Origin of the sequence: Maribacter aquimarinus (assembly GCF_047345505.1) — a bacterium.
Taxonomy (GTDB): Bacteria; Bacteroidota; Bacteroidia; order Flavobacteriales; family Flavobacteriaceae; genus Maribacter.
The window spans coordinates 19,924-34,452 of the sequence record NZ_JBLFEO010000023.1 but is presented as its reverse complement, the minus strand read 5'-3'; the positions used below and the strand labels follow the sequence as shown (position 1 = coordinate 34,452).

Here is a 14,529-nt window from a genome sequence, read left to right as displayed (position 1 = left end):
TATCCATTTATATGGCTTTACGGTTGCGTACTGAATTTATACACGCAGGTTGAACTATAGGTATCCCCAGGTTCCAAAATAGTATTGGGGAAATCAGGCTGATTGGGGCCATCGGGAAAGTGCTGGGTCTCCAGACAGAACGCACCTCTGAATATGTATGGATTCGCGCTTTTTCCGACCACCCCGCCATCCAAAAAGTTACCGCCATAGAATTGAAGTCCCGGCTCATCGGTCAGCACTTCCATGACACGTCCACTTTCCGGTTCGGTGACCTTGGCCGCCAAGACCAGACCGTCTTCATTCTTAGGCGCATCCTTCAATGCAAAATTATGATCATAGCCTCCGCCGTACTTCAATTGTTGGTTCTCTACCCCAAGGTCTTGGCCGATGGGTTTTGGCTTAGTAAAATCGAACGGAGTACCAGCCACCTCTTGAAGCTCCCCAGTTGGGATAAGTCCTGCGTCCACCGGCGTAAATTTATCGGCATTGATCATCAGAATATGCTCGTCGACCGTACCATCGCCTTCGCCTCGTAGGTTGAAAAAAGAATGATGGGTCAGGTTGATCGGTGTTTTCTTGTCAGTCACGGCTTCATAGTCTATTCTCAGCTCGTTGTCATCCGTCAATAAATAGCTTACCTTGACCTCCAGATTACCGGGATAACCTTCTTCCATATCGGGAGAGGTACGGGTAAACTCGATTTCGTTATCGGATATTTGGTTCGCATCCCAGACAACACTTTCAAAGCCCTTTTCACCCCCGTGCAAATGGTTTTCGCCGTTGTTCGTCTCCAGTTCGTACTGCTTCCCGTCCAAGGTAAACTTGCCCTTTGCGATTCTATTGCCATACCGACCGATGGTCGCCCCAAAGTATTTTTCATCGGCGTTGATGTATCCTTCCAGAGTAGGAAACCCGAGTACCACATCCTCGAAATCCCCATTTTTATCGGGCACGTAAAGGGAGATCAGGCGCTGGCCGTAATTGGTAAATGTGGCTTTCAGCCCGTTTTTATTCATTAGGGTGTACAGACCAACTTCTTTTCCATCAATTTGGGACCTAAAGTTAGATGGGTCAATTTCTTTACTTATGCGCTCTGTTTCCAGAATTACTTCGTTTTCAGTTGTTTTATTATGCGGTTTTTCCTTACAGGCAATAGTGGTCAGTATTATTAAAAGTAGAACCGACAAGTTTATCATTCTTTTCATCTGTTCAGATTTTATAATTTTTAACGGTCAAATGTAACTCGCCAGAGAATATCTCGGTTGGTATCAAGAAATGTTATGGCTGATTTCATTGGAGTAGATTTTATGGCGTTTTAAATTTCTTAAAAATACAATAGAACATGGTTACTCACTAGGACACATTAGTTCAAAATAGCCGCAATATTGTTGAAAATCGTGCATTCATTTAAGCTAGCCAAATTAATCAGCATATAATTCACAGTTACTAAAATTTAATCCCGTTGAACTGAAAAGTGAAATTCTTGTTTAACACAAGCGACCAAGAAGAGTGCTTCAGTTTCTTGAGGTGACCATGGTTATAAGTGCAAGAGGTGGCAGGATCGGAACTTGCGACATCCTTCTCATAAAAAAGTAACAATGACGAGAATATGGGGCCTGAACGTTGAAATTAAATTTCTGTACTTTCATAAAATTAGCTGGAATAATGTTTAACAAGCCAAATTTTAAAAAAACCGTCACTTAACTGTCACTTCTAAAAGCACAAAACCATGAAAATCATTTGATTAATAAGGTTCTCAAGTACCCGGGACGGCCCCGAAGCCTCGGGGGAACCCACACCCTCCAAAACCAAAAAAACCTCCCCGAAACGGGAAGGTCTTCACTTGTACTCGAGGTGGCCCCGAAGCCTCGGGGGAACCCACACCCGCCAAAACCAAAAAACCTCCCCGAAACGGGAAGGTCTTTACTTGTACTCGAGGTGGGAATCGAACCCACACTCCAAAGGAACTGGATTTTGAATCCAGCGCGTCTACCAGTTCCGCCACTCGAGCAAACCAAAAGGGTTTCACGCCTTTTGAACGGAAGGCAAAATTAAAAAATATTTTCTTTTCAACATCAAAATTATCAACAATTATCCTTTAGCGAGACAAATTAATTTCTAAATTTGCACCTCCTTAGAAATCAGGGGTGTTCCATCTCCCTGGTGCAGGGGGAAGCCAATTTCATTCAGATGCCGTACCAAGTTCCTGAACCCAAGATTTTTGCCTGTACACAGAGTACAGCACTCGGAGAGAAGATCGCCAAGGCCTATGGGGCCAAACTGGGCAACATTGTCTTTTCGCGTTACAGCGACGGGGAGTTCCAGCCCTCCTACGAGGAAAGCATTCGTGGGGCCCGCATCTTTATCATTGGCTCCACCCATCCCGGACCGGAAAACCTGATGGAGATGTTGTTGATGATCGATGCCGCCAAAAGGGCATCGGCACGGCACATCACGGCGGTGATGCCCTACTTTGGCTGGGCCAGGCAAGACCGTAAGGACAAGCCCCGGGTGCCCATCGCGGCCAAACTCGTGGCCAAGATGTTGGAAACGGCCGGTGCCACCCGCATCATCACCATGGACTTGCACGCCGATCAAATCCAGGGGTTCTTTGAAAAACCGGTGGACCATCTGTTTGCCTCTACCCTCTTTTTGCCCTACCTCAAGAATTTGGGGCTCAAGGACCTTACCATTGCCTCTCCCGACATGGGCGGTTCCAAAAGGGCCTATGCCTATTCCAGGGCCCTGGAAAGCGACGTGGTGGTGTGCTACAAGCAACGGGCCAAGGCCAACATCATTAGCCATATGGAACTCATAGGGGACGTACAGGGAAAGAACGTGGTACTGGTGGACGATATGGTGGACACCGCCGGAACATTGACCAAGGCGGCAGACCTGATGATGGAACGCGGTGCCGAGAGCGTGCGCGCCATTACCACCCACGGCCTGTTGTCCGGTGGTGCCTACGAGAAAATTGAAAAATCCAAATTAACGGAATTGATCATCACCGATTCCATTCCCATTGAGATCAAGAGCGATAAGGTGCGGGTGCTGAGTTGTGCCGACCTGTTTGCCGAGGTCATGGACCGCGTGCACAACAACAGCTCCATCTCCTCCAAGTTCCTAATGTAGCCAAGGCGCACGGAACAGTGCAAAACCAATGTTTGAATATTAATCTTTAACATACATAATGAAGTCAATTACAATTAAAGGATCAGAAAGAGAAAGCGTGGGCAAAAAGGCAACGAAGGCCCTACGTAATGCTGGAGAGGTTCCTTGCGTGGTATACGGAGGGGATAAGCCATTGCACTTTTCAGCACCAGAACTGGCGTTCAAAGACCTAGTGTACACTCCCAACGCGCATACCGTTGCCATTGAGCTCGATGGCGGCGAGGTTGTAAGGGCCGTTATGCAAGACATTCAGTTCCACCCCGTCACGGACCGCATCTTGCACGTTGATTTTTACCAGCTGTTCGATGACAAGCCGGTGACCATGAACATACCCGTGCGTTTGCAGGGCAACTCACCAGGGGTCAGGAACGGTGGACGCCTCTTGTTCCGAAAAAGAAAATTGGCCATCAAGGCCCTGCCGGACAAACTGCCCGATTTCTTTGATGTGGACATCTCAAAACTCAAAATTGGCCAGAACATCTCCGTGGAGACCCTACTGAACGATGATTTTACCATCTTGCACCCAGAAACCACGGTTGTGGTCCAAGTAATGACGGCCCGTGCGGCGGTTGTTGAAGACGACGAAGAGGAAGAAGGAGAAGAAGGTGCTGCCGCAGAGGGCGCCGAAGGCGAAGCAGCCGAAGGTACGGCCCAGGAATAAACCGGTTGCCCCCTTTAAGGACAACAAAAGCATCCCAAGTTCATTTTGGGATGCTTTTTTTTAACAGTTCCCCTTTGGAAACCGACCAATGAAGTTGAATTCTTTTTTTTTGAGCTTCTAAAAAACATCAATATATGGGCTGAATTTCAATTTGGAAATGATATTGCCCCTTTCTACGGTCCACCCCAGCCTAAAATGGCCCTTCCATTCCAGATCGGCCAATGACGCCCACATCCGACTTCGTGCTATCGCTTAATTTTTATTTCTTTGCAGGGTACAAGTGTACCATTTAAAAACCGCAACGTGCTGCAGTACCTTAAGTCGCTCTGGTTTTCCAACCGTGTTCTAGATGAACCTGATAGTATGAAAAAATTTTTGATTGTGGGCCTGGGCAATATCGGGGAGGAATATGCCCAGACCCGCCACAACATTGGCTTCAAGGTCTTGGACGCCCTTGCCGGAGCCCAGGACTTTAGCTTCCAGACCCTTCGCCTGGGCGATGTGGGCAGTTTTAAGGTAAAGGGGCGCAGTGTGCTCTGCCTAAAGCCATCCACCTATATGAACTTGAGCGGCAAGGCCCTAAAGTATTGGATGGAAAAGGAAAAGATACCCCTGGAGCATGTGCTGGTCATTACGGACGACATTAACCTGCCCTACGGCACCATACGCATCAAGGCCAAGGGCAGTGACGGCGGCCACAATGGCCTTAAGGACATACAGCGGGTGTTGGGCGGTACCAAGTACAACCGCTTTCGCTTTGGCATTGGGGCCAATTTTGGCCAGGGCGGGCAAGTGGATCACGTGCTGGGAAAATGGAACGGGGAAGAGCTGGCCCAGATGGAAGAGCGCCTAAGCAAATGCACCGAAGTGGTCACCTCCTTTGTGCTCCAGGGCCTGGCCAGGACCATGAACCAATACAACAATACCTAACCTGGCCTACATGACCCTAAAACTGTAGATCCCGGAATCACTGACGTTGCCCTCACGATCGGTGACCACAACGCGCCAATAGTACACCGTGCCGCTGGCAACGTCCACTTTTAGGGACACGGCCCGGGCGGGCAGCTCCCTTAGAAGGGTGCCCGCGGTGGTTTCCGTGGAAAGGAACACCTGGACATTGGCAATATCATTGTCCAGATCGGCCGTGGTCCACGTAAGGAGCACCTCGTTGTTGATGTCCGCAAAGACCCTTTCGGACATTTCGGGTGATTCGATGCCGGCGGGAAAGGGGGCAAAGGTAGTGGTGGAGCCTTGGTTGTAAAAATGCCAGGTGGCACTGCTCGCCGTCTCCGTGACCTGGGCATTTCGGCTGCGCACAAACCAGGAGAATGGCTCGCCCCTGGTCAAGGGCAGTTTGGCCGAAGTGCTTTGGGTGTTTATGGTCTGCACGGTATTGGTGTTGGTGTTGGTGACCCGAAGCTCATAGGTGTCCGTATGCTCGGCGGCCTGCCAACGGAACTCCACCTCCGTGGTATTGGCCCCAAGGCGCTGCCCCTCGGTGCACTCACTGTTGCGCTCCGGAAAGACCAGCTGTACGGCCTCGGGTGGCTTTGGGGGCGATTTCTTCCGGCACCCCATAACAAGGGCAAGCACGCAGAGCAACAATGGGAATATCTTTTTCATCTCTTGATCACTTTAACGGTACCGGACACCGAGCGGCCCGTGAACCTAATATAATAGAGCCCTGAAGGCCAACGGCCAAAATCAAGCGGCACCGAACCGTTCTGCAAGCGATGGTCTCCCTGCCGCAGCAGCTTGCCATCGGAACTGAAAATGGCAAGGTTCAATTGGGCGTCCGAGGTCGCTACGTACAGGGTGGTGGCCTCATTGAACGGGTTGGGAAACGCCATGGGCGCGCCCATAACCAGAAGTTGCTCTTCAAAAGTGCCCTGACATGCCCTATTGGTGGTTACTTTCAAGAAATTGACCCCATTTTTAAGGGCCAACCGCAGCTGCTGTTCACTGGTTTGGGTAGTGATACCGTTCAGTTCCACGTTGTACAGGTCCGCCCCCCTCAGGTCCAGTACCACGGTTTGGCCGTCCGTGGCCACTTTGGCGGCAACGTTGAGGGCTTCGGGTTGGGAGATCACCACTTCCAGGCATTGTTCCTCATAGACCAGGTCCCCGTCCATGGCCGTAATGCAAACGGTGTAGCTGCCATCGCCCAGATCGGAAAGGGTATAGCCATCCGTAAAGGCCTGTTCGGCATCCACACCGGGTCCGCTTACCGTAATGCCATAGTCCAAAATCAATTTTGGGGTGATCTGCAACTGCCCATCATTGGCATTGCGGCAAGACTCACTTTCCAAGGTCACCGTAAAGTTTTCCTTTGGGAAACGGTACACCGCACATCCGGAGGCATCCACCTCTTGGCCAAGGGGCGTGTTTAAACAGAGGTCGTCCCCATCGTCAAAAACACCATCATTGTCCGCATCCGGCCTAAACTGGCCCTCCACACAGACTTCCAGGGAAAAGCCGTTGAGCGTGCCCCCGTCCGAAGGGGCATTGTCCACCACCTCCAAGATCCACTCGCCCAATAGGGACTCCCCGTTGAAGGAACTCAGGGATCCCAAGGGCCTCACCGTTCCACTGATGGCAGGGTTTGCAAAACAACTAAAAGCCTGGGCATCATCATCGAACACGGCGTTGATGTTCCTTGCGTCCCCACAAGAACTGGACACCAGCACCACCGTGGTTCCGGCGGGAGAGGTTAGACTTATGGTGAGATCGGCCAGGAAGGTGTGGTCCAGGTCCAGGTTTACATTGATATCTGCCACGGGCAAATCCTCAAAAAAGGCCATTTTGGAGGTAATGGTAGGGGTTCCGGTGGCACTGATGTTCTCCGGAAGGTCATCTGCCGCTTTCACGGCACAGTTAAAGGGTATGGTGGTAAAGCTGTTGGGCGGGCCAAAAATACCGGTCCCACAACTGTTACTGGGCCGTACACGCCAAAAATAAAAGGCATCGTTCTCCAAATTGTTGGGCGGGTAGCTGGTGATCGGTACCGTGGCCGTCTCCACCACATTGACAAATAGCGAGTCCGTGGCCACTTCCACGTCATAAAAGGTAACATTGGGGCCATCTTCCCACTCCAGCAGCAGATCTTTGGAAATATCCACTGCCCCGTTCACGGGCGCCAGCAGCTCCACAGGGCCAAAAACGGTGTCCAGCACCCGGAGCTGCAAGGTAAGCTCCTTGACGGAGGATGGTGAGCTGGCCCTGACATTTATGGGATAGCTGCCCACCGGAAGGGCTTCAATGTTGGATAAGGACAGCGTTACCGTGGTGTCCACCGAAACGGTGTCCTGGGAGAACAGCACCCCCAGTCCGGGAGGCGGGGAGGGAACACTGAGAACGCTTTGCTCCATAAAGCCCAAATAGGTCTCATAGTCAAAATCGATGGACAGGCTGTCCGGGGAGCAGACCTCATAGTCCAACATAGGAAAATTGAGCACCACCTCCGAGGCCTGGATACTGAAGTTGGCCGCGTTCACGGCGTAAAAAATGGCGTTGCTGGGCCTTACCATAATGCGTGCGGTGCCCGTCTCCACCCCGGGAACCACAATATCGTGGCTGCCATCATTGGGAACATTTTGTGCCAGGGCAATGGGAAAGGTAAGGCCGCCGTCCAAGGACAAAAAGATATCCACTTCCTGGGCCAGGACCGGGGCCACATTGGTATTGGCCACATCCCATGAAATGGTCTGTACCGATCCGGCCACATAGTTCACCAAACTGTCTTGGGACCGCACCAAGAAAGGGCCCGCAGAATTGGTGACCGAGACCCTGACCTCATCGGCCACCGTTTGGCCACCATTTAGGGAATTGTCCCGTACGGTCACGGCAAAATTAAGGTCGCGCTCTATGGTGGGCACCGTTTCCCAAGCATCCCCAATATTGGGCCCGATCTGCACCAGCTCCCCGTTCAAGACCCGCTCCAGCCGCGGAAAATACCGAAACGGGGCCAAAGTGGGCGGTAGGGAACGGAACATGGCCCCGGTGGGATTGGTGGGGCCAAAGGTGGCACGCGTAACAATGCCATTGTCTATCTGTTCCCAGGTATAGGTGAGCACGTCCAGGGAGTCAGGGTCCGTGGCCTGCGCCTCCAACACAAAAGCCGTGCCCTTGGGAATGATGTGGTCCGGGACATCCACCACCGTGGGCGGTGTATTTGCGGTGGGCACGGCCTGTCCGCAGGAAATGGTCTGTAAGAAATCGCGGATCTGGAGCACGCTGCTGTAATGGAAATAATCATCGCTGTTGGTCGCCACGTTGTTTACCCCGGTAATGCCCGCATAGCCCATAATGGTGGTGCCACTGCCGGGCTCCACTTGGACATTGGTGCTCTCCCCGTTGTGCGAAAAAGTATGGTTGGCCCCAAACTGGTGTCCCATTTCATGGGCCACAAGGTCAATATCGAACACATCGCCCTCGGGGGTGCCCAACGTAGCGTATGCACTCCCTTTTCTATTGTCCGTGCACACCGAACCAATGAAGCCGGCATTGCCGTCCAGTGCATTGTCCTCTTGGTTAAACAGATGGCCAATGTCATAGTTTTCTTCCCCGATCACATCCGTTAGTGTGGCCTGCACCTCCGTGCTCAGGCTGTTGGTGTAGGGGTCGGTGAGCGGATCTAGATAAATGACCTCGTCCGTATTGGCAATGAGCTCAAAGGTCACCGACAGGTCCCGTTCAAAAATGGCATTGATGCGGGTCATCGTGGCATTGATGGCCGCCAGGGCATCTGCCTTGGAGCCCCCGTGGTAGCGGGTGTAGGTGCCCGAAGCCGATATGGCCACGCGGTAGGTCCGTAACGTGCCGTCATCAATGAGCTTGGCGGTGGGGGTTGTGCTGGAGCCCCGCGCCGCGAGCATCTGTTCCGTCTTGCACACCAACCTTTCCGCGTTGGCGGTGCGATCCTTTCGGTTATAGAGCACATAATGCCCCTTTTTGGACTTTTGCAGGTACAGTGTACCGTCTTCCGGCGTGCCCCCGAGCACCATGGCCTGGACGCCCTTATGGGAAACACTGAAATGTACCGATTTGCCGGGCTCGTTGACAGAAACGCCCCTGTACGATCGTATCTGTGGATATTTGGCGGCAAGTTCCGGGGCAAGAATGGAAGACTCCCTGACCTTAAAGGTGAAGAAGCCGCCCTCGCCGTTCGGAAAGCGGATGTTTTTCTCCACTGGGCCTGCGCTTCCCACCACCGGCAAACCAGATCGGAACGCCTCTTCATTGAGCACAAAGGTGCTGGCCTTGGAGGTCTGCCAGTTTTTAAGTGCCTGTACCCGTTCCTTGTTCTTGAACGGGGTGGCTTGCCATAGGTTCTGCTGCGCCACCGCCGAAAAGGTGAGAAATAGTATGGTAATTGAAAAAACTAAACGTAATTTTACGACCATTCAGTGGCGTTTTATTAGCAATCAAAGATAAGTCTTTTTATTTTCCACCATCAGTGCTCACCGTACACGACATTTCCAAATACCAGGCAGCACATCCCGTAGCCATTACCATTGGCACTTTTGATGGTGTTCACGTTGGGCACCGATCCATCTTGGAAAAGGTCATAAACCATGCCAAAGGGGCCCAGCTCAAATCGGCCGTGCTCACTTTTTTTCCGCACCCGCGCATGGTGCTGCAAAAGGACACGGACATAAAGCTGCTGAACACCATTGCCGAAAAAACGGCCATCCTGGAGCAAATGGGCCTGGACATCCTATTGGTACAGCCCTTTACCCAGGAATTTTCAAGGCTCACGGCCACGGAATTTGTGAGCGATGTCCTGGTGGAGCAACTGCGGTGCAAAAAAGTGATCATAGGCTATGACCACCGCTTTGGAAGAAACCGGAACGCGGACATAAATGACCTTATGGCCTTTGGCGAGCGTTATGACTTTAAAGTGGAGGAAATCCCCGCCAAGGAGATAAAGGAGGTGTCCGTGAGTTCCACCAAGATCAGAAGGGCGTTGATGGAGGGCGATGTACAGACCGCCAATGCCTATTTGGGCTATGCCTATATGCTGAGCGGTACCGTGCAACGCGGGAAGGGCCTGGGCAGGAAGCTCCAATTCCCCACCGCCAACATCCACGTGCCCGAGACCTACAAACTGGTGCCCATGAACGGCGCCTACCTGGTTTCCAGCGAACTGAACGGCAACCCGGTGCACGGGATGATGAACATAGGCTTTAACCCCACCGTGGACGGGAAGGAAAAGACCATTGAAGTCCATTTTTTTGATTTTGAGGGCGATCTGTACGGCCAGACCGTCCGGGTTGAATTTATGGGCAGATTGCGGGGCGAAAAAAAGTTCGATTCGGTCGAAGGCCTAAAAAAGCAGTTGGCACTGGACAAGGAACATTGTTTGGAACTCTTGGGCCAACGGTGATCCTTTTTAACACTTTCCGGAGATAAAACCAAGGGTATGTACGATGCTTGAGCGGTTTCTTTACACCAAGGTGGACAATGCCGCCCTGATCCTGTTCCGGATCTTCTTTGGTATTCTGGTGGCCCTGGAATCCTTTGGGGCCATTGCCACGGGCTGGGTGCGGAGAAACCTGGCCGAGACCCAATACGCCTTCCCTTTCATTGATTTTGAGTGGTTGCGCCCCCTGCCCGGCACCGGGATGTACCTCTATTTTGCCGTGATGGGCCTTTTGGGGGTGTTCATTGCGGTGGGCTACCGGTACCGGGCCAGTATCGTTGCCTTTACCCTGCTTTGGACCGGTGTTTACCTGATGCAAAAGACGGCCTACAACAACCATTACTACCTGTTGGTGCTGGTGTCCCTCCTTATGTGCTTCTTTCCGGCCCACGCCAGCCATTCCGTGGATGCCAAAAAAAAACCCACCCTACGCTCCAACACCATGCACTCTTATGTAAAATGGATCGTGGTGCTGCAGTTGCTCATTGTCTATGTGTACGCCTCCGTGGCCAAGCTCTATGGCGATTGGCTGGATTTTGGGATGATCGAGATCTTAATGCGCCCCCGGGCCAACTACCCGGTGCTGGGGCCGCTCCTGCAAGAACCCTGGGCACATAAGATCATAGGCACGGTGGGCATTCTGTTCGATCTGCTCATTGTGCCGGCACTGCTTTGGAAACCCACCCGGCGGTTCGCCTTTATCTGCTCCATTTTCTTTCACCTGTTCAATTCGGTGGTGTTCCATATTGGCATCTTCCCCTACCTGTCCCTGGCCTTTTGCGTGTTCTTTTTTGAGCCCCGGACACTAAGGAACGTTTTCTTTAAAAAATCGGCCTCCCTTACAGACCAAAAGGTCCAAGTGCCCTCTTACCACAAGGGCTTTGTGGTGGTGCTTTCGCTCTACTTTGCGGTGCAGTTCCTATTGCCGCTGCGGCACCATGTGCTGCAGGGCGATGTACTCTGGACGGAGGAAGGCCACAGGCTCAGCTGGCGCATGATGCTGCGCAGCCGGCAGGGCAAGGGCACCTTCCTGGTGGTGCCCAAAAACAGTGCGGACACCCTTGTCATCGCCCCCGGGCAATATCTCACCAAAAACCAACAAAGAAAGGTCTTTGCCTATCCTGATTTTGCTTGGCAGTTTGCCCAGTTCCTAAAGCGGGAACATGCCAAGGAGGGCAAGGAGGTGTCCGTTTACCTTAAAAACTCCAAAGTGAGCATCAATGGCAGGCCCTATGCCCCTTTCATAGACTCCAAAACGGACTTGGCCAACACACCGTGGGACCCTTGGCGGCATCATGACTGGATCTTGCCCACCCCATGGGAATAACGGCGTGGGCAACCTCATCGGCGGGGCGGCCCGCACCCAAAGCACCACACAAAGAGCGCCAGGGAACACCCTTGGCCCGGCCATGTGCGCCCGCTGCGGCCCACCGTCTTCAGAAGGCCCACCTTTGTGGGCAATGTACCTTACAAAACAAAGGATTGTCTTAACTTTGGCGGTTTAAATGAACCAGCATGCTACAGTTACAGACCATTCGGGAGCAAAAGGAAAGCATTGTTTCCGCCCTTAAAAAAAGAAACATCGATGGCCAAGCGCTCTTGGACAAAGTACTGGAACTGGACGGAAAAAGAAGGGCCGCACAGACCCAACTGGATACCGTTTTGGCCGAGTCCAACCAGCTATCCAAGGAAATTGGCGTGTTGTACAAAACCGGTAAGGCCCAAGAGGCCAATGCCCTGAAAGAACGCTCAAGCGCCTTAAAAGAGGAATCCAAAACCCTTGGGGAAGACCTCAATGCCCACGCCGAGGCCCTACAGCAAGTGCTCTACCAAATCCCCAATGTGCCGCACCCTTCCGTGGTGGCCGGAAGCTCGGAAGAGGACAACGAAGTTGTCCTCAGCGAGGGCAAGGTGCCCCAATTGGGCAGCAAGGCCCTGCCCCATTGGGAGCTGGCAAAAAAATACGACATCATTGATTTTGAGCTGGGCGTTAAAATAGCCGGGGCGGGTTTTCCCGTGTACAAGGGCAAGGGCGCGCGTTTGCAACGGGCCCTGATCGCCTATTTCCTGGACCGAAACACAGCTGCCGGCTACACGGAAATACAGGTGCCCCATTTGGTGAACGAGGCCTCTGGTTTTGGCACGGGCCAATTGCCGGACAAGGAGGGCCAAATGTACCATGTGACGGCCGATGACCTCTACTTGATCCCTACCGCAGAGGTCCCCGTGACCAACCTATTCAGGGACGTGATGCTCAACGAAGCCGATTTCCCCATACGCTATACCGGCTATACCCCGTGCTTTAGGCGGGAGGCCGGAAGCTACGGCGCCCATGTGCGCGGCCTGAACCGCCTGCACCAGTTTGACAAGGTGGAAATTGTTCGAGTGGAACATCCGGATCGGTCCTACGAAGCCCTGGACGGGATGGTGGCCCACGTAAAGGAAATTTTGCGCGAATTGGGGCTTCCCTATCGCATTTTGCGCCTCTGTGGGGGCGATCTTGGCTTTACCGCGGCCCTTACCTATGATTTTGAGGTGTTCTCCACCTCCCAGGACCGCTGGCTGGAGGTAAGCTCGGTGTCCAACTTTGAGACCTACCAGGCCAACAGGTTAAAACTGCGCTTCAAGGACAAAGAGGGAAAGCGGCACCTGGCCCATACCCTGAACGGAAGTGCCCTGGCCCTGCCCCGCGTCCTTGCCGGCATCCTGGAAAACTGCCAAACGGAGAACGGCATCAAGATTCCCGAGGCATTGGTGCCCTATTGTGGGTTTGAGATGATCGATTGATCTTTTGGCGGAAAAGCTTACTTTGTTTTTCTCCCGCCGATATCGCTGATTTTTTCCTGCGGTCACCGCGTGAGCTGCGGGAGACCTTTAAAAACCTCAAAATCAGTGCCCATCTGGTGTGCTTCAAGTTCATTTTTTTTGGTCACCAATTCGGTCTTCCAGGGGGATATCCTGCGTGGTTAAATCCTTGGGACGTATTGGGACATTCGAGTTTCGCCATAAAATTGAGAATCCGCCGGTAAAGGATGAAATTCTCCCAATGACCCCTGTGCCATCAAAAGTACAAACAAGCCCCATTGCGGACCCGATGTATAACAAAACACCCAAAACCCTTTAACCCAGATTATGCATTAGAAGTTTTATTACGGTCACAAATACCTGCAAAATCAATCGCTGCGCTGACTTTCGCTCAATCACCATAGCGGTGGCTATGCCTCAATCGCAAAAGTCTTGATTTTATTGGCCTTTGCACCCTCATTACAAAAGTCCAATGCATAATCCGGGTTTAATTTTGATGGCCAAAATTGCTTTTATGGGCGTTTACACGGATCTTTGTTCCCTATGCTGCACATTGCCTTTCACCCCATTTACAAACATCCCCTGCCCGAAGGACATCGGTTCCCCATGCTGAAGTACGAACTGTTGCCCAAGCAGTTGCTGTATGAGGGCAGCTGCGAGGAGGCCAATTTTTTTGAGCCCCACATCCCCGATGACACCCACATCCTGGCCGTGCACGATGCCGCGTATTTCCATGACCTCGTGAACATGAAGATACCGCCCAAAGCGGCCCGTAAAATAGGTTTTCCGCTCTCGGAAGCCCTGGTGGAGCGGGAGCGCATCATTGCGGACGGCACCATCAAGGCCTGCGAATTTGCCCTGGAGCACGGGGTGGCCATGAACATTGCCGGGGGCACCCACCACGCCTATAGCGATCGCGGGGAGGCCTTTTGCATGCTGAACGACCAAGCCATTGGCGCACGTTACCTACAGGCCAAGAATTTGGCAAAAAAAATACTGATGGTGGACCTGGACGTGCACCAGGGCAACGGCACCGCAGAGATCTTTGCCGGTGATCCCACGGTCTTTACCTTTAGCATGCACGGGGCGGCCAACTATCCGTTCAGAAAAGAAAAATCCGACCTGGACATTCCCCTGGAGAAAGGCACCGGGGACGATGCCTACCTTGCCCAACTTACAAAGACCCTCCCGCGCCTGATCGCGGAACAGCGCCCGGACTTCATCTTTTACCTTTGCGGTGTGGATGTCATTGCCACGGATAAATTGGGCACCTTGGGCCTTTCCGTGGCCGGCTGCAAGGAGCGCGATGCGGTGGTGCTGGAAACCTGCCACCGCCACGGCATCCCCGTGCAGTGCAGTATGGGAGGTGGGTATTCCCCGGACATCAAGACCATTGTAAACGCCCACGCCAACACCTTTAGGCTGGCACAGCAAATCTACTTCTAGGGAGCACCGTAAGACCGTGCCTATT

10 protein-coding genes and 1 tRNA gene are annotated in these 14,529 nt (G+C 52.6%); 7 read left to right on the top strand and 4 right to left on the bottom strand.

The genetic code is table 11. The annotated features are described in order from the left end of the window. Positions 1 to 17: 17 nt before the first annotated feature. On the bottom strand, positions 18 to 1,205 hold the full coding sequence (locus ACKWCC_RS14930) for an aldose epimerase family protein (RefSeq protein WP_413996756.1): 1,188 nt from the start codon (positions 1,203 to 1,205) through the stop codon (positions 18 to 20). Positions 1,206 to 1,930: 725 nt separating this feature from the next. Beyond that, a tRNA-Leu gene (locus ACKWCC_RS14925) sits at positions 1,931 to 2,011 on the bottom strand. Between the two features lie 179 nt (positions 2,012 to 2,190). Between ACKWCC_RS14925 and ACKWCC_RS14920 the strand changes: the two genes are divergently transcribed. The 3 genes from ACKWCC_RS14920 (at position 2,191) to pth (ending at position 4,762) form a co-directional block, all read left to right on the top strand. Beyond that, positions 2,191 to 3,132, top strand: coding sequence for a ribose-phosphate pyrophosphokinase (locus ACKWCC_RS14920; RefSeq protein ID WP_413996775.1), 942 nt, complete (start codon positions 2,191 to 2,193; stop codon positions 3,130 to 3,132). A 58-nt stretch (positions 3,133 to 3,190) separates the two neighbouring features. Continuing rightward, the gene (locus ACKWCC_RS14915; RefSeq protein WP_413996755.1) at positions 3,191 to 3,832 is read left to right on the top strand and encodes a 50S ribosomal protein L25/general stress protein Ctc; all 642 of its coding nucleotides are present in this window, start codon (positions 3,191 to 3,193) and stop codon (positions 3,830 to 3,832) included. Between the two features lie 363 nt (positions 3,833 to 4,195). Next, positions 4,196 to 4,762, top strand: a complete 567-nt coding sequence (pth, locus tag ACKWCC_RS14910; protein WP_413996754.1) for an aminoacyl-tRNA hydrolase — start codon at positions 4,196 to 4,198, stop codon at positions 4,760 to 4,762. 6 nt (positions 4,763 to 4,768) lie between these two features. Here pth and ACKWCC_RS14905 read toward each other — a convergent pair whose 3' ends face one another. Both ACKWCC_RS14905 and ACKWCC_RS14900 read right to left on the bottom strand, forming a co-directional pair. Continuing rightward, complete coding sequence (locus ACKWCC_RS14905; protein WP_413996753.1) at positions 4,769 to 5,455, bottom strand: hypothetical protein; 687 nt, start codon at positions 5,453 to 5,455, stop codon at positions 4,769 to 4,771. Next, the gene (locus tag ACKWCC_RS14900) at positions 5,452 to 9,234 is read right to left on the bottom strand and encodes a reprolysin-like metallopeptidase (RefSeq protein WP_413996752.1); all 3,783 of its coding nucleotides are present in this window, start codon (positions 9,232 to 9,234) and stop codon (positions 5,452 to 5,454) included. Before ACKWCC_RS14900 ends, ACKWCC_RS14905 begins: the two co-directional genes overlap by 4 nt. Positions 9,235 to 9,287: 53 nt before the next feature. Here ACKWCC_RS14900 and ACKWCC_RS14895 point away from each other — a divergent pair, with 53 nt between their 5' ends. The 4 genes from ACKWCC_RS14895 (at position 9,288) to ACKWCC_RS14880 (ending at position 14,504) form a co-directional block, all read left to right on the top strand. After that, positions 9,288 to 10,217 carry a bifunctional riboflavin kinase/FAD synthetase gene (locus ACKWCC_RS14895; RefSeq protein WP_413996751.1) on the top strand — a complete coding sequence of 310 codons (930 nt, stop codon included), beginning with the start codon at positions 9,288 to 9,290 and terminating at the stop codon, positions 10,215 to 10,217. A 43-nt stretch (positions 10,218 to 10,260) separates the two neighbouring features. Further along, a complete protein-coding gene (locus ACKWCC_RS14890; RefSeq protein ID WP_413996750.1) occupies positions 10,261 to 11,580 on the top strand; it encodes an HTTM domain-containing protein in 1,320 nt (439 codons plus the stop codon). Between the two features lie 188 nt (positions 11,581 to 11,768). Beyond that, positions 11,769 to 13,040: a serine--tRNA ligase gene (gene serS, locus ACKWCC_RS14885; RefSeq protein ID WP_413996749.1), complete on the top strand. Its 1,272-nt coding sequence runs from the start codon at positions 11,769 to 11,771 to the stop codon at positions 13,038 to 13,040. A gap of 561 nt (positions 13,041 to 13,601) precedes the next feature. Beyond that, positions 13,602 to 14,504 (top strand): histone deacetylase family protein, encoded by a 903-nt coding sequence (locus ACKWCC_RS14880; protein ID WP_413996774.1) that lies wholly within the window; start codon positions 13,602 to 13,604, stop codon positions 14,502 to 14,504. The last annotated feature ends 25 nt before the right edge of the window (positions 14,505 to 14,529 follow it).